The 22,584-nt window shown below is 64.5% G+C and carries 19 protein-coding genes; 15 read left to right on the top strand and 4 right to left on the bottom strand.

Annotated features, from left to right (window positions below; genetic code table 11):
- Positions 1-133: 133 nt before the first annotated feature.
- From CSQ93_RS06410 to CSQ93_RS06400, 3 genes are all read left to right on the top strand, one after another.
- Positions 134-1,213, top strand: a complete 1,080-nt coding sequence (locus CSQ93_RS06410) for an LLM class flavin-dependent oxidoreductase (RefSeq protein WP_099377308.1) — start codon at positions 134-136, stop codon at positions 1,211-1,213.
- A 27-nt stretch (positions 1,214-1,240) separates the two neighbouring features.
- Complete coding sequence (locus CSQ93_RS06405) at positions 1,241-2,395, top strand: LLM class flavin-dependent oxidoreductase (RefSeq protein WP_099377307.1); 1,155 nt, start codon at positions 1,241-1,243, stop codon at positions 2,393-2,395.
- A 221-nt stretch (positions 2,396-2,616) separates the two neighbouring features.
- Positions 2,617-4,989, top strand: a complete 2,373-nt coding sequence (locus tag CSQ93_RS06400) for a TonB-dependent receptor (RefSeq protein ID WP_099377306.1) — start codon at positions 2,617-2,619, stop codon at positions 4,987-4,989.
- Positions 4,990-5,038: 49 nt separating this feature from the next.
- Here CSQ93_RS06400 and CSQ93_RS06395 read toward each other — a convergent pair whose 3' ends face one another.
- Entirely contained in the window at positions 5,039-6,091 is a 1,053-nt protein-coding gene (locus CSQ93_RS06395; RefSeq protein ID WP_099377305.1) for an ABC transporter substrate-binding protein, read from the bottom strand.
- A 225-nt stretch (positions 6,092-6,316) separates the two neighbouring features.
- Here CSQ93_RS06395 and CSQ93_RS06390 point away from each other — a divergent pair, with 225 nt between their 5' ends.
- Genes CSQ93_RS06390 through CSQ93_RS06355 form a run of 8 tightly spaced genes read left to right on the top strand, consistent with a single transcriptional unit; the run spans position 6,317 to position 14,120 of the window.
- A complete protein-coding gene (locus CSQ93_RS06390; protein ID WP_099377304.1) occupies positions 6,317-7,066 on the top strand; it encodes a class II aldolase/adducin family protein in 750 nt (249 codons plus the stop codon).
- Positions 7,067-7,088: 22 nt separating this feature from the next.
- On the top strand, positions 7,089-8,168 hold the full coding sequence (locus tag CSQ93_RS06385; RefSeq protein WP_099377303.1) for an ABC transporter substrate-binding protein: 1,080 nt from the start codon (positions 7,089-7,091) through the stop codon (positions 8,166-8,168).
- A gap of 10 nt (positions 8,169-8,178) precedes the next feature.
- Positions 8,179-9,021, top strand: coding sequence for an ABC transporter permease (locus CSQ93_RS06380; protein ID WP_099377302.1), 843 nt, complete (start codon positions 8,179-8,181; stop codon positions 9,019-9,021).
- On the top strand, positions 9,018-9,782 hold the full coding sequence (locus CSQ93_RS06375; RefSeq protein WP_099377301.1) for an ABC transporter permease: 765 nt from the start codon (positions 9,018-9,020) through the stop codon (positions 9,780-9,782). The genes CSQ93_RS06380 and CSQ93_RS06375 overlap by 4 nt, the downstream gene beginning before the upstream one ends.
- Positions 9,775-11,040 (top strand): MFS transporter, encoded by a 1,266-nt coding sequence (locus CSQ93_RS06370; RefSeq protein WP_158301149.1) that lies wholly within the window; start codon positions 9,775-9,777, stop codon positions 11,038-11,040. Before CSQ93_RS06375 ends, CSQ93_RS06370 begins: the two co-directional genes overlap by 8 nt.
- Positions 11,037-11,918: an ABC transporter ATP-binding protein gene (locus CSQ93_RS06365; protein ID WP_099377299.1), complete on the top strand. Its 882-nt coding sequence runs from the start codon at positions 11,037-11,039 to the stop codon at positions 11,916-11,918. The genes CSQ93_RS06370 and CSQ93_RS06365 overlap by 4 nt, the downstream gene beginning before the upstream one ends.
- A 39-nt stretch (positions 11,919-11,957) precedes the next feature.
- Positions 11,958-13,016 (top strand): ABC transporter substrate-binding protein, encoded by a 1,059-nt coding sequence (locus CSQ93_RS06360; protein ID WP_099377298.1) that lies wholly within the window; start codon positions 11,958-11,960, stop codon positions 13,014-13,016.
- Positions 13,017-13,064: 48 nt separating this feature from the next.
- A complete protein-coding gene (locus tag CSQ93_RS06355) occupies positions 13,065-14,120 on the top strand; it encodes an ABC transporter substrate-binding protein (RefSeq protein ID WP_158301148.1) in 1,056 nt (351 codons plus the stop codon).
- A gap of 22 nt (positions 14,121-14,142) precedes the next feature.
- On the opposite strand, the gene CSQ93_RS29655 is transcribed toward CSQ93_RS06355, so the two are convergent.
- Positions 14,143-14,265 carry a hypothetical protein gene (locus CSQ93_RS29655; protein WP_267891635.1) on the bottom strand — a complete coding sequence of 41 codons (123 nt, stop codon included), beginning with the start codon at positions 14,263-14,265 and terminating at the stop codon, positions 14,143-14,145.
- A 161-nt stretch (positions 14,266-14,426) separates the two neighbouring features.
- On the opposite strand from CSQ93_RS29655, the gene CSQ93_RS06350 reads away from it, so the two are divergent.
- Both CSQ93_RS06350 and CSQ93_RS06345 read left to right on the top strand, forming a co-directional pair.
- Positions 14,427-17,132, top strand: a complete 2,706-nt coding sequence (locus CSQ93_RS06350; RefSeq protein WP_099377296.1) for a polysaccharide deacetylase family protein — start codon at positions 14,427-14,429, stop codon at positions 17,130-17,132.
- A gap of 2 nt (positions 17,133-17,134) precedes the next feature.
- Entirely contained in the window at positions 17,135-17,518 is a 384-nt protein-coding gene (locus CSQ93_RS06345) for an immunity 22 family protein (RefSeq protein ID WP_099377295.1), read from the top strand.
- Here CSQ93_RS06345 and CSQ93_RS06340 read toward each other — a convergent pair.
- Entirely contained in the window at positions 17,500-18,723 is a 1,224-nt protein-coding gene (locus CSQ93_RS06340; protein WP_158301147.1) for a response regulator, read from the bottom strand. The two genes, CSQ93_RS06345 and CSQ93_RS06340, sit on opposite strands and share 19 nt — an antisense overlap.
- A gap of 93 nt (positions 18,724-18,816) precedes the next feature.
- Between CSQ93_RS06340 and CSQ93_RS06335 the strand changes: the two genes are divergently transcribed.
- Together CSQ93_RS06335 and CSQ93_RS06330 are read left to right on the top strand one after the other, a co-directional pair.
- Positions 18,817-20,886 (top strand): TonB-dependent receptor, encoded by a 2,070-nt coding sequence (locus CSQ93_RS06335; RefSeq protein WP_099377293.1) that lies wholly within the window; start codon positions 18,817-18,819, stop codon positions 20,884-20,886.
- Between the two features lie 17 nt (positions 20,887-20,903).
- On the top strand, positions 20,904-21,449 hold the full coding sequence (locus CSQ93_RS06330; protein WP_099377292.1) for an RNA 2'-phosphotransferase: 546 nt from the start codon (positions 20,904-20,906) through the stop codon (positions 21,447-21,449).
- Here CSQ93_RS06330 and CSQ93_RS06325 read toward each other — a convergent pair.
- A complete protein-coding gene (locus CSQ93_RS06325; RefSeq protein WP_099377291.1) occupies positions 21,433-22,575 on the bottom strand; it encodes an aldo/keto reductase in 1,143 nt (380 codons plus the stop codon). The genes CSQ93_RS06330 and CSQ93_RS06325 overlap by 17 nt on opposite strands.
- Positions 22,576-22,584 lie beyond the last annotated feature (9 nt).

Below are 22,584 nucleotides of genomic sequence, written 5' to 3'. Positions count from 1 at the left end.
ATCAACAGCGAATGGCGCTGTTGGGCCTATGCGGCATGGCATGTTTTCTGCGAGGAGGGAAGGGCAGGCCGCTGCGCGCAAGTATCCAATGCGCGCAGCGGCGTTTTCTTCGACCCACGACAGGAGTCCATGCATGACCATAGAATTCATCTGGCAATTGCCCACCAGCGGCGATGGCCGTTACGCGGCGCCCGGCGTCACGCGCCGCGGCGAGCGAAACGCTGGCGCGCCCAGTCCCTTGCAGGCGGGCGTGAGCGACCCGCGCGGCGCGCGTCCGCCCTTCAATTATTTCGATTACCTGCACCAGATCGCCCGCGCTGCCGACCTTTCCGGCTTCAACGGCATCCAGGTGCGCCACGATACGCAGGGTGATGAAAGCTGGATCGTCGCCGGCTACCTTGCGCGCAGCACGCGCCATTTGAAACTGATCGCCGAATTCGACGCGGCCTGGGGCTCGGCCGTGTACGCGGCAAAGAACGCCGTCAGCTTCCAGCGTTTCACGGGCGGACGCTTTGCCTGGCAGATCGGCCATGGCGGCGATGCGGCAGCGCGCCGGCGCCAGGGCGATGCCGTACCGGACGCCGACATTTTGCCGCGCATCGATGAATTCATCACCGTGGCGCGCGGCGTGCAAAGTACTTCGCCGTTCAGCTTCAAGGGCAGGTTTTTCGAAGTGCAGGACGGCGGCTTCAAGGGCCCGCTGGCGAACCATCCTGTCAACAGCATCTACCTGACGGGGGAATCGACGGAGGCGCTGGCCCTGTCGGCGCGCCAGGCCGACGTGCACGTGTTCGATGCGGCACCGCTGGCGGATTTGTCGCCCGCCATCGCCAGCCTGCAAACGCAGGCGCGCCAGCTGGGCCGCACCGTGGCGGCGGGCTTGCGCATCGACGTACTGGCCCGCGAAACGTTCGAGGAAGCCTTGCGCGATGCGCGCCGCTACCGCGGCGGGGCAGGACTGCCTGACGATGCGCCATTCGATGACGGTGCCGCAGCCTTCTGGCCCGGCTTTGCGCAAGCGCAAACGGGCGCCCACGGCACCCTGGTCGGCAGCTATGCACAGGTCAGCGCGGCGCTCGAAGCCTATGCGCAGGCGGGCGTCTCCAGCTTCGTGCTGGCGGCCATTCCCCATTTCGAGGAAGCCTACCGCATCGGTGAACACGTGCTGCCCCGTGTGCGGGCAGCGTTGAGCGCGCAGCTGCAAGCGGCCTGATTTCCACCCATTCAAGGAGTAACCCACATGGCAATCGATTTTTTCTGGCGTATCCCTACGCATGGCGAACCGAGTTCGCACCGCGCCCGCACGCCGTTTCGCGGCGACTGGTTTCCCGGCAATGACAACCTGCGCCAGGCCGGTCTCGGTGGTGGCGGCGCCGATGGTTTCAGCTATATCGACTACCTGGCGGAAATCGCCCGCGCCGCTGAAATATCGGGCTTTCAGGGCGGTTTGATCCCGTCCTTCCCCATGACGGACGAACCGTGGGCCATTTCCGCGCTGCTGGCGAGAGAAACGACCACTTTCCGCTTCATGATCCCGTTCCAGCCCGGCTTTTTGAACCCCGTGGTGGCCGCGCGCATGACGGCCAGCCTGCAACGGGCCACGGGCGGCCGCGCCCTGTACAACGTGATCACGGGCGGCGGCGGCCCTTCGCAGCTGTGGTGGGGCGATTCGGCCGGCCACGATGACCGTTATACGCGTACGACGGAATTTCTCGACGTGGTGCGCGGCGTGTGGCGCGGCGGGCCGTTTTCCTACCAGGGCAAGTTCTACCAGGTGGAAGATGCGGGCCTGGCCACGCCGTTGTCGGAGCAGGATTTCCCCGAGATTTATTTTTCCGGTTCGTCCGACGCGGCCCTCGGTTCCGCCTCGAAGCATGCCGACTACTACCTCACGTGGCTGGAACCGTTCGAGCAGCTGCGCGAGAAATTCGCCCGCGTGCATGAAAAGACGGCGCTGCTGGGCCGCAAGATCAAGTGCGCAGTGCGCGTCGATATCGTGGCCCGCGCCACGGAAGAAGAGGCGTGGGATGAAGTGCGCAAGGGCTTTGACGCCGTGGACCCCGCCACCCTGCGCCAGTTCCTCGGCGCCGATGGCGGCGATTCCGTGGGCGCCGCGCGCCAGCGGGGCAACCGCCCGACCACCCTGAACAGCTACAAGGATTTGATCACGGCGCCGAATATCTGGTCCGGCTTCAATCTGCTGCGCGGCGGGCAGACGCAAGGCATCGTCGGCAGCTACCAGCAAGTGGCCGAACGCCTCGACGAACTGGTACAACTGGGCGCCGACGCCTTCATCCTGGCCAGCACGCCGCACCTGGAAGAAGCGTACCGGGTGGGCGAGGAAGTGCTGCCCCTCGTGCGCGGGCATACATCGGCGTTGTTGCGCGCCGCTTGACCTTCACACTGTTGCCGCGACAGCAGCGTCATCGCCTGCTGTCGCGCAGGCAGCACGCGGCAGCGCCGCTGCTGCCAAATCAACAGCACTATCGTGACGATAGTCTTCCTTTTAAATCAACCACTTAACGATGATTTTGCTGCGCCGCGGCAGCGGGCATGCGCCTTGCAATGACATTCATCACCATCTCGCGTTTTGACTTTACTCAAGGATAATCACCCATGCGCCGTTCGACTGCCCCCGCCGCCTTCTCCTCTTTTCCCTTTCATCTGACGCCAGTGCGCCGCGCGCTGCGCTCGGCCTTCGCCATCGGCGGCCTGATGCTCGTCCATGGCATGGCCCATGCGGAAGCGCCTGGCGCCGATGTCATTGCCGCCGCCGACGCGAACGGCGCCGGCGAGGGCGCCTCGCTGCAATCGGTGACGGTGACGGCGCAAAAGCGCGAGGAATCGGCGCAGAAGGTGCCCAGCGCGATCACGGTATTGGGCGGCAAGGAGCTGCTCGACACGGGCATCGGCCGCTCGGCCAGCGAAATCCTCAATTACGTGCCGAACGCCTCGGCCGGCACGCAGCAGCATGGCCGCCCGCGCTGGTGGATACGCGGCGTCGGTGCGGGCCAGCAGCAGATCGATTTCCCAAACCCTGTCGGCTTTTACCTCGACGATGTCTACATCAGCAATTCCAGCGCCACGGGTTTCCCCTTGTTCGACCTGGACCGGGTGGAAGTGCTGCGCGGGCCGCAAGGCACCTTGTGGGGCAAGAATACGACGGGCGGCGCCATCAACGTGATCTCGCGCAAACCCTCGTTCAAGTCCAGCGGCTACGCCAAGCTGGATTACAGCAGCTACGACACCAAGCTGGCCGAAGGCGCCATTGGCGGCGCGCTGGTCGACGAGGTGCTGGCGGGGCGCTTGTCCTTCCACACGGAGCAGCAGGACAAGGGCCGCTTCCACAATCAGTTTACGGGCGAGCGCGATGGAAAGCTCAAGGACAGCGCCATCCGCGGCCAGCTCAAGGCCCTGATCGGGCGCGACCTGACGGCGAACCTGAACCTGCACTACCGCGACTACACGACCAAGGGCGCCACCACGACGGTGGCCAGCTATGGCGCGAATGGCGTGTACCGCAATGGCTATATTCCCAGCACCAATCCCGATGACGTCAGCACGAATGCGCCGGCCGACAGCGACGTACAACAGGGCGGCGCGCAGCTGAACCTGGAATATGCGCTGGGCGAACTGACCCTGACGTCGATCACCGGTTATGAAAATTTCAGGAACGAAGCGACGGGCGACAGCGACAACACGCCGCTGGAAGTGGGCCGCAGCCGCTCCAAGGCCAGCAGCCGGCAAGTGTCGCAGGAGCTACGTTTGACGTCGCCGCAAAACGGCGCCGTGAGCTGGGTCGCCGGTTTGTTCTACTTCAATGAAAAGATCGATTCCGATGCGGCCGGCGCGCGCCTGCCCAACGGTACCGTGCCGGCGCTGGCGGGCAGCACGCAGCCCGTCGGCTACAACCGCACGCTCTACCAGCACAAGGCGCGCAGCGCGGCCATCTTCGGCAGCACGACCGTCAACTTCAGCGAGCAGTTCCTGTCGACGTTTGGCCTGCGCTGGACGACGGAAACCAAGGATCTCGACTTGCAGCGCGTGCAGGCCGCATCGAATTCGGTGACATTTGGCGATGCGGCCAACTGGTGGAACACGGTCCGGGGCGGCAATTACGGCGCCGCATCGGTGGCCAACAACAACTTCACGTCGAATCCGTCCACCACGTGGAATGCGCTGACCTACGACGTGACGCCCGAGTACCGCTTCAGCCGCACCCTGCGCGGCTACCTGAAATACGCGCACGGCATCAAGTCCGGCGGCTACAACACGAGCGCCACGGACATGCGGGCATTGAATACGGTGAAGCCGGAAACCCTGAACTCGTTCGAGGCGGGCATCAAGTCGGAATGGCTGGACGGGCGCCTGAACTTCAATGCCAACGTTTTTCACTATGACTACAAGAACGTGCAGGTGAATATCACGGGCGTGTACAACGGCGACCCCACGCAAAGCGTCAATTACCTGCAAAACGTGCGCAAGGCCCACGTGAATGGCGCGGAATTCGAGATCGAGGCACAGCCGACGGACAAGCTGCACCTCAACGCCAATATCGGCCTGCTGCGCACGGAATTCGACGATTTCGCCATCCAGAACAATGGCGGCGACCGCTCCGGCAATGAATTCGTGCGCTCGCCCCACGTGACGGCCTTGCTGGCGGCCGACTACCGCTACCCGCTGGGCGATGGCGCGCAGCTGGTCTTCAGCGGCGACGTGCGCTACACGTCGAAGCAGTATTACTATGTCGACCCGCAAAACGCCGCGCGCGACTTGCTGAACCAGGGCGGTTTCGCGCTGGCCAATGCGCGCCTGTCGTATGTGCTCCCGGGCGGCAAGCAGCGCATTACGGCGTATGCGAACAACCTGGCCGACAAGGTGTACCGCAACCACACCTTGACCAGTTTCGTGCCGGGCGCCGTCAACGGCGACACCGTCATCATCGGCCAGGGCCGCACGGTGGGCGCGTCGTACACGATCCAGTTCTGACCCTGATTGCCTGATGCAGAAAGGCCGGCGCTTGCGCCGGCCTTCTCATTTAAGCTGCCTGCAGCAGCAATGCCTCCAGGCGCCGCTGTGCCTCCTCCAAAGGCCTGCGATCGATCCAGCGCTCGATATCCACGTCGCGGTCGAGGAAACCGTGCTGCAGCTGGAAATCCTTCTGCTGGCGGAACAGCGCCACCTTCTCGTCGGACAGGTCGGGCGCCAGGGTCAAATGAAAACCATCACGGTAGGCTTCGGCCACGGCTTCGGCGCCGGCCCGCGTTTCGTCCTGCAAGATGGCGAGCACGTCGGCATGGTGGTTGCGGGCCCAGTGGGCGGCGCGCAGGGTTTGCGTCAAAAAGCGCACGACCAGCTCGAAATGCTGTTCCAGCATGGATGCATGCACGGTGATCGGGCGCGGCGTGCCGTTGTTCACGCGGAAGCGCCGGTCGGGCAGGGCGTCGATGTCGATGCCCACTTCCAGTCCCGCCGCGCGCGCCGCTTCGGCCGCTGCCGCGCCTTTCACGTAGACGGCATCGACTTCGCCGCGCAGCAGCGGCGCGATGCCTTGCCACAGGCCCGCCCCCAGATTGGCCGATGCCTGGGCGTCGGCCCCCACTTCCACCAGCTGCACGTCGTCGAGCGTGAGGCCGGCCGACGCCAGCACGCCCTTGTAGCCGGCCAGGCTCATGCCGCGCGCAATGCTGCGTCCGCGCCGGTTCTCGCGCAAGTCCTCGGCGCGGAACACGGGCAGCGCCAGGCGCTTGCCCTGCAGCTGCGCCGGCGTCGTGATGCCGGAACCTGGGCGCACGAGGATGGCTTGCCATTCGTCGATCCAGGTCAGGCCGATCAGGCGCGTGGGTGCCCCTTGCGCGCGCGCCGGCAGGGCCAGCAGGTTGCCCCCTTCGCGCACGAGCGTGGACAGGCCGTGGTCGTAATGGTGGCGCGCCAGTTCGCCGCCCACTTCCTGCAGGGACTTTAACGCGATGCCGTCGCGGGCGAATTCCTCGTCCAGCCAGCCCAGTTTATAGGCCAGGCCCGTGGCCGTGGGCACGGGGCAGCGCGTGAACCAGACGGTATCGACGGCGGGAGATGGTGCGGTAGTCATGGGATTCCTTCGTGGTGGGTGGAGCCTGGAACCGTGCAGGAAACGTGCCCGCGCCGCGTGCTGGCTTGACGACAGCGCGTGGCGACAACGCTGCTGCCACGCCAGCAGCCGCTGTTGCGCAGGCAGCAGCAGCCCACCATTTTTGCGGCGCTGGCGCTGGCACGCGTCTTGCAAACGTAGAGGCATGACTGACCCGTATTCCAACCCAAGCAAATGGAGCATGACATGACGGACGTGGCACAAGCGGAAGCACAACAAGTACAGGTGCAGGAGTTGACGGCGGCCGAACTGGCCTTCGTGGAGCAGGTGCGCCGCGATGCGCAGACGGCCTTCGACGGCTTGCGCGAAACGGGCAGCCTGACGGCCAATGGCACGGTGGGCTTCGTCGAGCGCACGCCCGGCGGCGACAAGGTCGTGGTGGTCAACGATCCGGGCCCGTTCCGCCGTGGTCAGCCCCTGAAGGCGGCGGTGCTGGCGCTGGACGGCACGGTGCTCGTGGGCGATGCGAACAACGGCGGCGCGCGCTACTTAAAACTGTTCCGCGAGCGGCCTGAGGTCACGTCGATCTCGCACGTGCACTCGCCGTCGCTGGGCGCGTGGGCGCAGACGCACCGCACCCTGCCGATCCGCTACGTGCCCGTGCAGCGCTACCAGCTGGTGCGCGAAATCCCCATCTATATCGACCGCCGCCAGCCGGAAGTCGATTTCATCCTCGGCGAAATCGCCCGCAACACGCATGCGACGGCCATCCTGGAAGCGAACGGCGGCGCCACCGTGTGGGGCAAGCAGGGCTTGCTGAAGCTGGCCGAGTTCATCCTGCTGCTGGAAGAGGGCGCGAAGATCCAGATCGCGGCCGAAGCCATCGGCGGTTCGCGCGATTTCGGCCCCGGCGTGCTGCTGCAGCAATGGAAGATGAGCAAGCTGATCGACACGGCGCGCGCGCTGTCGCTGCTGCCCGCCACCGACCTGGTGTAACCCTTTCACGAACAGGCCCGCAATGTCATTGAAATTCTTACGTTTGAGCTGGCGCAAAGCATTCGCCGCCGCCGTGGCGGTCAGCCTGCTGGCACCCGCCATCGCGCTGGCGGCCGCCGCCGAGCCTCTGCCGGCCGCCGTACGCATCGCCGTCGTGGCACGCACGGCGCCGTCCGGCAAGACCGTGTTTGCCGGCTCGGCTGCCCAGGTGGCATCAACGGGCTGGCTGGCGGCCGAACTGGGCAAGCTGGGCGTGAAGCTGGAATGGGTGCCCGTCACGACCAATTCCGTGGCCACGCAAGTCAACGAGGCATTTGCCAACCGTTCGATCGACCTGGCCCAGTATGGCGATCTGCCATCGATTATCGCCAATGCCTCGGGCTTGACGACGCGGCTGATTTTGCCGGGCGGCAGCGCCAACAATACCTATCTGGTGGTGCCGAACGGTTCCACGGCCAGGTCGATCAAGGATTTGAAGGGCAAGAAGGTCGCCCTGCACCGGGGCCGGCCGTGGGAATACCCGTTTGCCCGCCTGCTGGAAGCGAACGGCATGAGCTTGCGCGACGTCAAGATCCTCAATCTCAATCCGCAGGCCGGTGCGGCGGCCGTGGCGACGGGCGGCGCCGACGCTTTCTTTACGCTCAGCGACGCCTTCCTGCTGGAAGATAAAAAGGTGGGCAAGATCATCTGGGCCAGCAAGGCGCCGCCGCAGGACTGGAAGATGCGCGCCGAACTGTGGGCCGACAGCGGTTTCCTGAAAAGCTATCCGCAACTGGCCCAGCTGGTGGTGACGGCGTATGTGCGCGAGCACCACCGGGCTGCTGGCGCTGGCGGCGAAGACGAATACGTGCGCACCGAGGCCGCGGCGGGCCAGGTGGAAAGCGTCGTGCGGCGCGAACTGGCGGGCGACCATACGCCATGGCAGGCGCGCTGGTCGCCCTTGTTTACGGCCAGCCTGCGCCAGCACTACGTGGGCGAGGCGGCATATGCGAAGAGCGCGGGCCTGATCGGGCGGCCCCTGCAAGTCGACAGCCTGTTCGCGCCCCAGTTCGTCAACCAGGCGCTGGCGCAGCTGAAGCTGCAAACTTACTGGTCGCCATGACGGGGGGCATATGAATACTCTTGTCAACGCCATCGCCTTGCCGCGCGCCTCTGCGCCAGTGCGCGCCGCCGCTGTGCCCTGGCTGCAGCGCTTTATACGCTCACGCTGGTCCGTGTGGGCATCGCCGCTGGCCTTGCTGCTGCTGTGGACGGCCGCCACCACGTTCGAGTGGATGCCTGCGCACATCTTGATGTCGCCCTGGCAAGTGCTGCTGACGGCCCGTGACCTGGCCGACAGCGGCGAACTGGGCCAGCACCTGGGCATCAGCCTATTCCGCCTGCTGGCCGGCTTCGGCCTGGGCGCCAGCGCGGGCCTGGCGTTTGGCGTCGTGCTGGGGCTGTCGCCTGGCTTGCGCAGCTATGTCGACCCCACCTTCAATGTCTTGCGCCAGCTGCCCACGGTGGCCTTGATCCCCCTGTTTATCTTGCTGTTTGGCATAGGTGAGAGCTTCAAGGTGTTTATCGTGGCCAAGGCCAGTTTCTTTATCGTCGCGCTGGCCGTGCATGACGCCATCCGCAACCTGTCGCAACGCTATTTTGAGGTGGCGCAAGTGTATTGCTTCTCGCGCTGGCAGCGCATCCGCCTGATCGTCCTGCCCGCCATCGTGCCGGCCGCGTTGACGGGCATGCGCATCGCCCTGTCGCGCTCGTGGATGGTGCTGGTGGGCGCGGAATTGCTGGCCGCCGACAGCGGCCTGGGCCAGATGATGGAAATGGGCCGGCAAATGTTCCGCCTCGACGTGGTGATGGTGGGCGTGGTGCTGACGGGCGTGATCGGCTTTGGCCTGGACCGGCTATGCCATGCGCTGGAAGCGCGGCTGATGCGCTGGAAGCGTAATGGGGAGTCCATATGAAACAACGTTTGATCCAGATCATCAAGGGCGCGCTGCTGCCGCTGGCCTTGCTGGGCGCCTGGCAATGGGCCTCCGGTCAGGGCGCGGCGGCCGCATATATCTTCGTGTCGCTGGGCGACCTGGCGCACAGCCTGCGCGATCTGGTGTTGACGGGCGAACTGTGGGTGCATTTGCGCGCCAGTCTGGGCCGTACCCTGGCCGGCTTGCTGCTGGGCGGCAGCGCCGGCATCGTCACGGGTGCGCTGATGGCGCAGTCGCCGCTGGCGGACAGATTGATCGGCCCGTTGTTCCACAGCATCCGCCAAGTTCCGTTGCTGGGTCTGATCCCCCTGCTGGGACTGTGGGTGGGCAATGGCGACGGCGCCAAGCTGCTGGTGATCGCCATCGCGGCCTTTTATCCGACCGTGCTCAACACCTATGCGGGCATGCGCCAGGTGGAAGGACGATTGCGCGAAGTGGGGCAGGTGCTGACCCTGACGCGCTGGCAGACCCTGCGCCAAATCTTGCTGCCGGGCGCCATGCCGGCCATCGTCACGGGTGTCACGCATGCGCTGGCATTTGCCTGGCTCGCGTGCCTGGGCGGCGAACTGCTGTTCTCTGCCGGCCCCGGCATGGGTTCATTGCTGCTCAATGGCGAGGTGTCGGGCCGCATGGACGTCGTCCTGCTGGCCGTGCTCGTGATCGCCTTGCTGGCACAAGCGATGAACGTGGCGTTTGCGCGGCTGGCGCGTTTGCTGGTGAAGGGGCGCAGCAGTGAGTGAATCGTTGCCATTCCAGCCAGACGCGGCAGTCAGCGCCCGCGAAGGGGAGCTGCGCGCCTTTCTGCTGCGCTTTATCGGCCTGACCCTGCTGTCGGGCGTGACCATCGGCATGAACAAGGTGCTGGCCACCTTGCTGGGCTTGCATCTGCACGTGAGCAATTTCCAGCTAGCTGCGATCAGCAGCGCGGAAACCCTGGCCATGGCGCTGGGCACCATACCGGCCGGCTACATCTTGTCGCGCGGCAACCCGAAGCATCTGTATGCAGGCGTCAGCCTGAGCCTGGCACTGGCGTTCTGCGTGCTGCCGTGGCTGCCCGGCTGGCAATGGGTGGCTTTGCTGATGTTTCTCGTCGGCCTGTGCATCTCCCTGCGCATCGTGGCCATGAGCACGGTCTTCCTTGTGCGCCTGCCGGAACTGGGGCAGGGCAAGGCTGGCTGGTACAAGGGAACCTTGATCCTCGGCATGCAATTTCTTGGTCCCCTGTGTGGCAATTACCTGATCGCGCAGCTGGGCCTGAAGGCGGGCTTTTTGATCTCCGCCCTCATGTTCGCCATTCTGGCCGTGCTGGGCTGGCAAGTGTTGCCCAGCAATACGGCGCCGCGCAAGCTGGATGGCCAAGCCTTGCTGCCCGGTGCGGCCAGCCTGCGCGAACTGCTGCGCCTGCCCATCGTGCGCGTGACTTACCTGTTCGAAATCCTCGCCAGCTTCACGGCGTCCAGCGTGGGCGTGTTTTCCATCCTGCTGGCCATCCGCGTGCTGCACTGGCCTGCGCATCACTCCGTCTGGCTGATGGCCGTGCAGGGACTCAGCTGCGTGCTCGTGCTGCTGTTCCTGGGGCGCTTCGTGCTGGCCAGCCGCTATCGCGAGCAATTGTATGGCGGCGCGCACCTTGCCATCATGGCGGCTTTGCTAATCCTCGGCCTGTGGCCAAACAGCATCGCCTACCTGGCTGCCTCCGTGCTGCTGGGCCTGGGCCTGGGCGTGAATAACCTCGTCAATACAGACAATATCGCCCGCGCGCCAGTCGACAAGGCCCGCGTTTCCGCCCATTTGACCCTGTTCGGCATGGTGGGCGGCACGGTTGGCGCGCTGGCGGCGGGACGCCTGGCCGACCTGACGGGGCTGCGCAATGTGTTTCTGATCTGGTTATTTCCCTGGCTGGCCGCCTGGCTGGTGTTCCACGGCAGCCGCTGGCTGCGCCGGGCGCCGCCCGCCGCCATTCCTTCCCTCGCCCCCACCGCAGAGAGTGCGCCATGAATGATTTCGTTTCCCCCTCGGCCTTGTCGCCGCAAAAGCAGCACCTGAGCGGCGGCTTGCAAGTGCAGCACGTGAGCAAGTCGTTTTCGCTGAAAGGCGCGCCGCTGCCCGTGCTCGACGATATTTCGCTGACCATCGTCCCCGGCGAATTCGTCGCCATCGTTGGCGCGTCCGGTTGCGGCAAGTCCACCTTGCTGCGCCTGCTGGCGGGCCTGGACACCGATTACACGGGCTTGCTGCTGCACGATGGCGTGCCCATCCGTGGCACGGACCTGCGCCGGGGCCTCGTATTCCAGGACCACCGCCTGTTTCCGTGGTTGACGGTGCAGCAGAACGTGGCCGTGGCTTTCAGCAATACCAAGGTGCCGCTGGCCGAGCGCGACGCGCGCGTGGCGGCGGAAATCACGCGCGTGGGCCTCGACGGCTATGCGGATGCTTACCCGCATCAGTTATCGGGCGGCATGTCGCAGCGGGCCGCGATTGCCCGCGCCCTCGTGGGGCGGCCCGACGTGCTGCTGCTGGACGAGCCGTTGGGTGCGCTCGACGCGCTGACCCGCTTGCGTTTGCAGCAGGAACTGCGTCGCTTGTGGCAGGACGAGGGCATCACCATGGTGATGGTCACGCATGACATCGATGAAGCCGTCTACCTGGCCGACCGCATCGTCGTGCTCGATGCTCGTCCGGGCAAGGTGCGCCGGGTGCAGGACGTGCCGCTGGCCCACCCGCGTCAACGCGGTTCGCCCGGTTTTGTGTCCATCCGCGACGGTTTGCATGCGGATTTCAGCGATCTGGACGAATCGCATGCACCCGTGGCGCAGGAAGAACACCCCAGCAGCTTGTGGGATGGCAATGAATGGGCGCGCAGGATGGCGCTGTAGTTTCCTTTTTGACCGGTCCACCCACTCTGGAGATACAAGATGAGCAATAACAACGTACTCGACACCCTGTGGTACACGCGCTGCCCCGTCCCGACGGGCTTAGGAATTTCTCTGCAGCAGGGCTGGCTGGAAGAAGCCCTGCGCGCCGACGGCACCAGCCTGCGCTCCTTGCGCGAATCGGAGCAGGAAGCCGTGCGCGAATCGCATTTTGACCATACCCTGCAAAATTCCGTGCGTCACGGCGGCAATATTCCCGCCCTGTGGGCGCGCGCGGCGGGACGCGAGACGCGCGTGATCGGCCTGTCGTGGTCGGATGAGACGCAGCTGATATTGACCTTGCCCGGCAGCGGCATCCAGACGGTGCGCGACTTGAAGGGGCGGCGTTTCGGCTTGCCATTGTGGGCCAAGGCGCAGATCGATTTTGCGCGCGCGCAAGCCTTGCGCGGGCTGGAAAATGCGCTGAGCCTGGAAGGGCTGGCCGTGTCCGATGTAGAACTGGTCGATTATGTGGTCAACACGGGCCAGAGCGAGGCGGCGCCGGAGAAGGGCGCGGCAACGAACCTGTTCAGCGGCGCGCGGCGGGGCGGGCAAAGCCCGGAACTACTGGGACTGCTACGGGGCGAGGTGGACGCCATTTTCCTGAAAGGCGCCTCGGCCGCCCAGCTGGCGCAGCAGTTTGGCTTGCACACGGTGATCGACACGGGCATCCATCCGGAACCCTTGATTCGCGCCAACAACGGCACGCCGCGCACCCTGAGCGTCGATGCGCACTTGCTCGACAACCATTTCAGTTCCGCCGTGACCCTGGTCGACCAGGTGCTGCGGGCCGAAGCGTGGGCGCGCGGTCACGCGGACGAGACGCGGCGTTTCCTTGCGCGCGAATCGAATGCCAGCGAGCACTGGGTGCAAGTGGCGTATGGCAAGGATGCACATTTGCGCCTGGACACGGACCTGGCGGAAACGTCGGTCGCGGGCTTGCAGGATTTCAGCGATTTCCTGTTCCGTTGGAATTTCTTGCCCAGCAAGGTAGACGTGCGTGCCTGGATCGACCCGCGTCCCTTCGAAGCGGCGCTGGCGCAGACGCGCCGGGCGGCTTGAGCGGGAAGTACGTCAACAGTGGCCATGCTTGATGATGAGGAGAATGCGATGCGGCGACGCACGGTGATGGGCGGGCTGGCCTTGCTGCCCCTGGCGGGACAGGCGGTGTCGGCGGCGAAAACGGCGGGGGCGCCGCCGGCGGCCCTGCGCATCGCCTCGACGGGCTTTGCGGAAAACGGCAAGGCGGAACTGGGCGGCATCGCTTACCGGGTGCAGCAGGAAGGCTGGCTGGCGCGCGAACTGAAGCAGCGGGGCGTGCGGCTGGAATGGCTGCCCGTCACGGGCGACACGGGCGCGACCATGAACGAGGCGTTCGCCAGCGGGCGCATCGACATGGCCGCGTATGGCGACTTGCCGTCCGTCATCCTCAACGCGGGCGGCGTGCGCACGCAGGTGATCGTGCCGGCGGGACGGGGCACGGACCAGTTCCTGCTGGTGCCTACCGGTTCGCGCGCCACGTCGCTGGCCGAGCTGAAAGGCAAGCGCATCAGCGTGCACCGGGGCCGGCCATGGGAACTGGGCTTGCGTCAGTTGATCGCCGACCAGCGCATGTCGCCTACGGATTTTCGTTTGATCAATATGGATTTGAAGCCTGGCACGGCCGCGCTGGCCACGGGCGCCGTCGACGCCTTGTTCATGATCAATGGCTATCCGTTGGAAGACAAGGGCATTGGCCGCATCATCTGGTCCAGCAAGGGGCTGCCGGAACGCAAGATGCGGGCGGAACTGTGGGCGCGGCGCGATTTTACGCAAGCCCATCCCGACATCGCCGAACTGGTGGCCACGGCCTGGCTGCGGGCCCAGCACTGGGCGGCGTTGGACGGCAACCGCGAGGCGATCATCAAGGATGGCACGCGCAACGGTACGCCCGACAGCGTGGTGCGGCGCAGCTATGACGATCCGGGCTTGCAGTGGAAGGAGCGCTGGTCGCCCCTGTACGATGACGCCGTGTACCGCCATTACCGCCGGGTGCTGGCGTTTGCGCAGGAACAAAAGCTGATCCGCCAGCCCTTGACGGCGGAGGAATTGCTGGAACCGCGGTTTGTCGCTGCCGGCTTGAAAAAGCTGGGGCTGAGCAATTACTGGGAACCGGCCAAGGTGTAGTGCCGGAAGACGGGCGCGTGGATCAGTGCGGCAGGCACACGCGTCCCGCCACATTGATCAGGTCGTCGCCCGCATGCGCGCGCAGTTGCAGCAGCATCAGGGCCACGCCCAGCATCAGCGCGGCAGCGCAGAGTTTCTTGTGCATCGTCTTTTCCGTTTTCACTATCTATGGGGGTGTTCAGCGATATTATTGCCGAAATTCACCGTGCGGGCTGAGCTTGTGCCAGGCGTGCTTTACAATTATGCATCGTGCGCATCCGCGCCATCTGAATGCTATGCATAGTATGTGAAGGGAATGACAAGCCTGTGACTTCCAAACCGATCAAGATCGCCGCCACCGTTTTCGTGGCACTCGCCGCTGGGGCCGGCATTTATAGCTACACGCGTCCCGCCGCCACTGCCACGCCGGGCGCACCCGTATCGGGCAGCCCGTCCGCCGCCGCCCAATCGACGGTCGACACGGCCGCCGTGGCCGCCCAGTTCCGCGATTTGCTGGGCAATTTCCGCAAGATTATCGTGCTGCTGGCCGACGAGCAAAGTCTGCCGGAAGGCGCGCGCGACGAAGCGCGTAAAGTGGGGCAGGGATTGTTCCATGAAAACCAGGAACGCATCGCCAAGCTCGATCTTGCGCTTGATCAATTGACGGCGCCCACCAATCCGGGCCGCTTCGAGGCGCTCGACAGCCTGTTGACGTATATCGAATCCGATCCCGGCCTGTACGACGCGGACCGCCTGGCCTTCCGCGAGCTGCTGCAAAGCATGCTGGCCGACGTGGCCAAGGATTCGTCTTTGCCGGCGATCAAACTGCACAAGCGCATTTCCGAAGACCTCGATGCGCTGGGCGAGATCGAGCGCAATTACGAGAAGGAAATCCGGCAAATCTTCGGCAACCTGGGCCAGCGCGCGATCGAACTCAAGCGCGAACGGTGGGACGATTACGTGGCGCAGCTGAAAAAGCTCTACAGCCGTGAACAGATTTTGAAGGAAAACGGCATCGTCGTACCGTATGCAGTACCTCCAGCCGCGCCGTCAGCTGGTACGATACCCGAAGTCAAACCGGCGCCAAAAAAAGATGAGGCAGAAATCTTTGGCCTGGGCTTGCCGAAGAAAACCATCGTGCTGACCTTTGACGACGGCCCGCACCGCCGCTACACGGAAGAAATCAGCGCCATCCTGAAACAGTATGGCGTGCCGGCCGTGTTCTTCAACGTGGGCCGCAACCTCGGTTCGCTCGATGCGGAAGGCCACGCCAAGCTGGGCGCGGGCGCGGAAGTGAGCCGCAAGCTGATGAAAGAGGGCTATGCCGTGGGCAACCACAGTTTCAGCCACGCACAATTGTCGAAACAGACGGGCGACAAGCTGAAAGGCGAAATCCTCGGCACCGACACTTTATTGAAGGCCATCAGCCCAGAGCGGGCCGCGCTGTTCCGCTTCCCGTATGGCGCGCGCAATAGCGAAGGCATGGCCGCGCTGGCCGATGCGCATTTGAAATCCGTGATGTGGAATATCGATTCGCTGGATTGGGCCGACCCTGTGCCCAGCTCGATCACGAACCGCGTGCTGGCGTCCGTCGACAAGGCGGGACGCGGCATCGTCCTGTTCCACGACATCCACGAACGCACGGTGAAAGCCTTGCCGGCCGTGTTGGACAAGCTGATTGCCGAAGGCTATCAATTCGCGGGCTGGGATGGCGCCAGCTTCCAGGTGGCGAAAAGCTCGGCGCCCGCGCCCGAGAAAGTGCCCGTGACCACCGGTTACGCCAATTCCTGGGCCGTCGTGATCGGCATCGACGATTACGCGAAATGGCCGAAATTGCAATATGCGGTACGCGACGCGCAAGGCATCCGGGAAACGCTGATTGAAAAATTCGCATTTGCGCCCGAGCGTGTCGTGACCCTGAAAAATGGCGAAGCGACGCGCAACAACATCCTGGCCGCTTTCCACGACAAGCTGGCGCATGGCGGCGTGCAAAAGAATGACCGCATCTTCGTGTTTTTCGCCGGCCACGGCGCCACGCGCAAGCTCAGTTCCGGGCGCGACCTCGGCTACATCGTGCCCGTCGATTCCGACCCGGCGCAGTTCGCCACGGATGCGATCCCGATGACGGAAATCCAGAATATCGCGGAATCCCTGACGGCCAAGCACGCGTTCTTCGTCATGGATGCCTGCTACAGCGGCCTGGGCCTGACGCGCGGCGCCGGTTCCAGCTCATTTTTGCGGGACAACGCCAAGCGCATCGGCCGGCAAATGCTGACGGCTGGCGGCGGCGACCAGCTAGTGGCCGACGGCGGACCGAACGGTCACTCCGTGTTTACGTGGACCCTGTTGCAGGGTTTGGCTGGCAAGGGCGACCTCAACGGCGATGGCCTCATCACGGCCACGGAACTGGCGGCGTATGTGGCGCCGGCCGTGTCCAGCGTATCGAACCAGACGCCCGCGTTTGGCAGCTTGCCTGGCTCGGAGGGGGGCGATTTCGTCTTTGAATTGCCGGGCGAGACGGAGTTCCTCAGCCCGAACACGACGCAGCTGTCGACGGAAGCCATCGCCCTCAATAGCAAGCTCGATGCGAAACCGGCGGCGGCCAGCGTCACGGTGAAGGATTTGCAGGGCGGCGAACAGAAGATCGTCACGCCGGGCGCCGTGCCGACGTCCACGCGCCAGCTGGCGCAGCGGGCCAATGACCGTGGCTTGCAGCTGTACAAGGAGAAACAATATGCGGCGGCGGAAGCGCAATTTACGGAAGCGCTGAAACTGCGTCCCGACTTCGCGTTGGCGGCGAATAACTTGGGCTTTGTCTTCTACAAGCAGGAAAAATACCGCGAAGCGGCCCGCTGGTTTGAAAACACGGTCAAGATGGACCCGTCGCGCGCCATCGCCTATCTGAACCTGGGCGACGCCTATGCCAAGGCCGGCGACGCCGCCAAGGCGAAAGCGGCCTATAAAACCTACTTGGAACTGGCGCCGACGGCTTCGACGGCCCCGGCCGTGCGGCAAAAGATGGAGAAGCTGTAAGCGTGTGCGGCAGCGCGCCCATCGTCCACGTGTTTGTGTGCCGCGGGCGCTTTGCCAGCTGGGACGCGCTGCAGGCCTTCCTGGCGCCCACGTACACGGAGGATGGCGATGAAGTAGCGTCGCCATTCTTCCTGGAAACAGGCCTCACGCACTACGAGCCTGCCTGTGTTGAGAGCGCCATGCTGGCGTCGCCGGCGCCGCTGGCCCGGTTGCTCGATGGCGTGTCGTATGGCGACAGCTGGCTGGCACAGGCGTGCGCGGACGCGGATGGGCAGCACTTGCTGGCTGACACGAGCGTGTGCGTATTTGCGCCGAATCAGCTGGCGCACCCACAGCGCAGTTCGCTGCATCACGTGGGCAGTTACCGTTACTGCGTGGAAGACTGAGCGCCATCCCCCCGTTCCTCATGCAATAGCTTGTTGACGCTGGCCAGCAGGCTGGTGCCCGACGTCGTGATGAAGCGGGCGCCGGCCGCCTCCGCTTCCGTTCCGTAACTGGCGACCGTATCCTTACTGCAATACACAATGATGGGTAACGCAGGCTGCGCCTGCCGCACTTCGCGCACCGTGCGCACGCCTGCATCCTTGATGCGCCGGCGGTTTTCCACCCGCGCCATGTCCGTGATGAGCAGCGCATAGGGCTTCTGTTGCAGCATGGCCAGCGCCTGCCGCGTCGAGACCGCCTGGTCCACCTTGATGTTTTCCCGTTCCAGCTGTTCCACCAGCAAGGTATTGTTGCGGGGATGGTCGTCCAGCCACAGCACCTGACTGGCCGGCTTTTGCGCCGTCGGCATGCCGGCCAGGGCTGTGACGGCCGCGCCCCCGTCCGGCGGATGGGCCAGCAGCAGTTGCGTGACGGCTTCCTGCATGTCGTCGAGCGATTTTTGCTGCAGACGGCTCAATTCCGTGACTTCGATTTCCTTGCCGCTCTCCAGGCGCACGGATTCGTTCTTGACCATGCTGTCGGCCCGCTTGATCATGATGGACAGGTAGATGCGCGTGAGCAGGTAGCCGATCAAAAAACCGTGCACGGAAAAGAACAGCATGATGCCGCCCACGACGGCCATGGCCGTGGGCGTGTCCGTATCCAGGCTCGGTGCGATGAAGGCGGCCATGCTGCGCGCGCTGCCAGGCAGGCTTTTGAGCTCGATCAAGCCCACGCCGACGATGATTTTCGTCAGCCAATCCGATACTTCCACCAGATTTGAATTGATTTCCATGGGTGTGGGCGTGCCCAGGAACAGGGTATTGCTGGCGTTGCCCGTTGCCGCATCAGCCCCGGCGGCAGGCGGTTCGTCCGTGGGGCGGCTCTTGCCATTGCTGCGCTCGTCGGGCGGCGCCATGTTGACAGTGCCCGATGGCAGGGTACGCGGTATGCCGAACAGGAATCCCAGCAGCATGCCGCTGACGCAAAAGCCCAGGCTCCACAGCAGTGCCGGCACGGCGTGGTAGTAGGGTGGCAGCAGGGCGCCTGCCAGCACGGCCAGCAAGCCCGCCAGCAGGATGAACAGCAGGATATACGGCAGCACATCGCGCTTGCGCACGGCGGAGGCGGCGGTTGTTGCCTTGCCGGTGCTGTCGTTCGGGTCCACGGTCGCTCCTTGAGAAATCTGAATCCAGGCAGCCATCCGCCGCGTATATGGTCTGCAGAAGCCTGTACAGACATCATAAAAACTGGAGACGCGATGCGATTGAGAAAACGCAAACAGGTGGCAGCTTGTGCACTGGTAATGTTGAGCATGGGTAGCCGGGTGGCGTCAGCCGAGACCGCCACCGTCGACGACGAAGCGCGCACCGTGCGCGTGACGGGCCATTACGACAACGCCGTCGGCACGTCGGACGCGGCTAGCCAGGGCGTCATTACCAGCGAACTGATCGTCAACCGCCCCGCCTTGCGCACGGGTGAGTTGCTGGAATTCGTGCCGGGGCTGATCGTCACCCAGCACAGCGGCGACGGCAAGGCCAACCAGTATTTCTTGCGCGGCTTTAACCTCGACCATGGCACGGATTTCGCCACCCATGTCGACGGCATGCCAGTCAACATGCGCACGCATGCCCATGGACAAGGCTATTCCGACCTCAATTTCCTCATTCCCGAGCTGGTGCAGCGCATCGACTACAAGAAGGGGCCGTATTTCGCCGGCGAAGGCGATTTCTCCTCGGCAGGCAGCGCCCGCATCCGCCTGGCCGACAAATTGCCGCAAGGCCAGGCCAGCGTGTCCGTGGGCCAGCACGGCTATGTGCGCGGCGTCGTGGCCGATTCTTTTGGCGCCGGACCCGGCACCTTGCTGGTCGGCCTGGAAGTGAACCGCAACAACGGCCCCTGGGACGTGCCGGAAAACGTGCGTAAATATAGCGGCGTGCTGCGCTACAGCCAGGGTACGCAAGACGACGGCTACAGCGTGACGGCCATGGCCTACAAAAATAGCTGGAACGCCACCGACCAGGTGCCGCTGCGCGCCGTGGAATCGGGCCAGATCGGCCGTTTCGGCAGCCTGGCGCCCAGCGACGGTGGCGATACTTCGCGTTACAGCTTGTCCTATGCGATGCGCCAGCGCACGGAAAACCGGCTGTTTGAATTCGACGCCTACGTGATCCGCTCGCAGCTGGAACTCAATAGCGACTTCACGTATTTCCTTGCAGATCCGCAACAGGGCGACCAGTTCCAGCAAAGCGAGCGGCGCACGGTGGCGGGTGTGAACGCCAGCGAAAGCTGGACCACGCAGCTATTCGGTCTTCCCCTGCGCAACAAGCTGGGCGTGCAGGCCCGCTACGACCGGCTGTCGCCCGTGGGCCTGTACAACACGGTGGACCGCGTCCGGCAAGGCACGCTGCGCGAAGACCGGGTGCGCGAAGCCAGTATCGGCCTGTATGGCGAAAGCACCGTGCAATGGCTGCCGTGGCTGCGCTCCGTGGCGGGTGTGCGCTACGACGCCTACCGTTTCAATGTGGCTAGCAGTATCGAGGGAAACAGCGGCGCGGTGAATGACCACGTGGTGTCGCCGAAGCTGTCATTGATCCTTGGGCCGTGGAGCAAGACGGAATTCTTCGTGAACTACGGAAAAGGTTTTCATAGCAATGATGCACGCGGCACGACGCAGACGCGCCTGGCCGATGGCGCGCCGGCCACGCCCGTCACGCCGCTGGTACCAACCAAGGGAATGGAATTGGGCGCGCGCACGGAATGGCTGCCGGGACTGCAAAGCTCGCTGGCTCTGTGGCGCCTCGACATCGCGTCGGAATTGCTGTTCGTCGGTGACGCGGGCGAGACGGAGCCCAGCCGCGCCAGCCGCCGCCACGGCATCGAGTGGAACAACCATTACATAGCCGCGCCATGGCTGCTGTTCGACCTGGACCTGGCCGCCTCGCGCTCGCGCTATAAGGAGAATGATCCGGCCGGCAATTTCATTCCGGGCTCCATCGACAAGGTGGCCTCGTTCGGCGTGACGGTGACGGACCAGGGGCCATGGTCGGGCGCCTTCCAGCTGCGCTATTTCGGTCCCCGTCCCTTGATCGAAGACAACAGCGTGCGCTCGGCCTCGACCACCCTGGCGTATGCAAGAGTGGCTTACCAGCTCAACCGCAAGACGCGGTTGTCGCTTGACGTGTTCAACCTGTTCGACAAGCGCGCCAGCGACATCGATTACTACTATGCGTCGCGCCTGCCCGGCGAGGCCACGGAAGGGGTGAACGACCGGCATTTCCATCCGGTGGAGCCGCGTTCCGCCCGCCTGACCTTGTCATATGCGTTCTGATAACGGTAGACTGGGGGATGACAGATCATTTAGTACAAACCAGCAAATTCCTTTCCCTGATCCTGCGCCATGCCCCCGAAAAAATCGGCCTGGCGCTCGATCCAAACGGCTGGGCCGACATCGGCCAGCTGCTGGCGCTGGCGGCCCGGCATGGCCGCCGCCTTTCCCGCGAGCAATTGGATGAGGTGGTGGCGCGTGACAGCAAGACGCGCTACGCCATCAGTGATGATGGCTTGCGCATTCGCGCCAACCAGGGGCATTCGCTGGCGGCCGTCGATATCGCTCTGCCGCCCGCCACGCCGCCCGCCATGCTGTACCACGGCACGGCCAGCCGCTTTGTCGAGGCTATCCGGGCCGGCGGTTTGCTGCCGGGATCGCGCAACCACGTGCACCTGTCCAGCAACCGCGAAACGGCCGTGGCCGTCGGCGGGCGCCATGGCAAGCCCGTCGTGCTGACGGTCGATGCGGCCGCCATGCGGGCGCAGGGTCACGTGTTTTATGTGTCGGACAATGGCGTGTGGCTGACTGACGCCGTGCCGCAGGCGTTCATCGGCTTTCCCTGAGGACAGGCCGAACTGCGGCTTCCACGCCCGAATAAACCTGCACGGCGTCGGGCAGCCTTGCTCCTTGCACCGGGATTGCTGCCACAGCCTGGTTCAGTTCCGTCACTTCCGCGGTTGTAAAACGCACATTGGCCGCGCCGACATTGTCCAGCATGTGCGCCATCTGCGTGGTGCCGGGAATCGGCACGATCCACGGCCGCTGCACCAGCAGCCAGGCCAGGGCGATTTGCGCCGGCGTGGCCTGCTTGCGCGCCGCCCAGCGATTGACCAAGCTCACGAGCGCCAGGTTGTGCGGCAGGTTTTCCGGTGCAAAACGCGATTCGATCTTGCGGATGTCGCCGTCGGCAAAGCGGGTCCTGGCGTCGATGGCGCCTGTCAGGAAGCCCACGCCCAGCGGGCTCCACGGCACGAAGCCGATGCCGAGTTCCTGGCACAGGGCCAGCACGCCGTCTTCCGGCCCACGCCACAGCATCGAGTATTCGCTTTGCACGGCACTGACGGGCAGGGCCGCATGGGCCCGGCGCAAGGTGTTCAAGCCCATTTCCGACAAGCCCCAGTGCAGCACCTTGCCTTCTTTCATGAGGTCCTGCACGGCGCCGGCCACGTCCTCGATCGGCACTTGCGGGTCGACCCGGTGCTGGTACAGCAAGTCGATGCGGTCCGTGCGCAGGCGTTTGAGCATGCCTTCCACGGCCAGCTTGATGTGCGCCGGACGGCTGTTGCGGCCCGGACGCCGCTCGCCCGTTTCCAGGTCGATATCCCAGCCGAATTTGGAAGCGATGACGATCTGGTCGCGGAACGGCGCCACGCCTTCGCCGAGGATGCGTTCCACCTCGTGCGGACCATACGCCTCGGCCGCGTCATAGAAGGTGACGCCGCGCTCGAATGCCGTGCGGATAATCTTATGCATCTCTGGACGGCTGGGCACGCTTGTCTGGTAGGTACGGCTCATGTTTTGCACGCCCAGGCCCAGGCTCGATACTTCCAGCGTGCCCAGCTTGCGGCGCCCGTCCAATGTCGTTTGCACCGCCTGGCCTTGCGCCGAGCTGATCAATGGCGTTGCGGCCAGGCTGCCGGCCGCCAGCAGGAAGCCGCGGCGGCCCGTGCTTGTATCTTCTGTTGGCATATGTGCTTT

The organism is Janthinobacterium sp. BJB426 (assembly GCF_002735705.1).
Taxonomy (GTDB): Bacteria; Pseudomonadota; Gammaproteobacteria; order Burkholderiales; family Burkholderiaceae_D; genus Janthinobacterium.
This window is presented reverse-complemented; position numbering and strand designations above follow the sequence as displayed.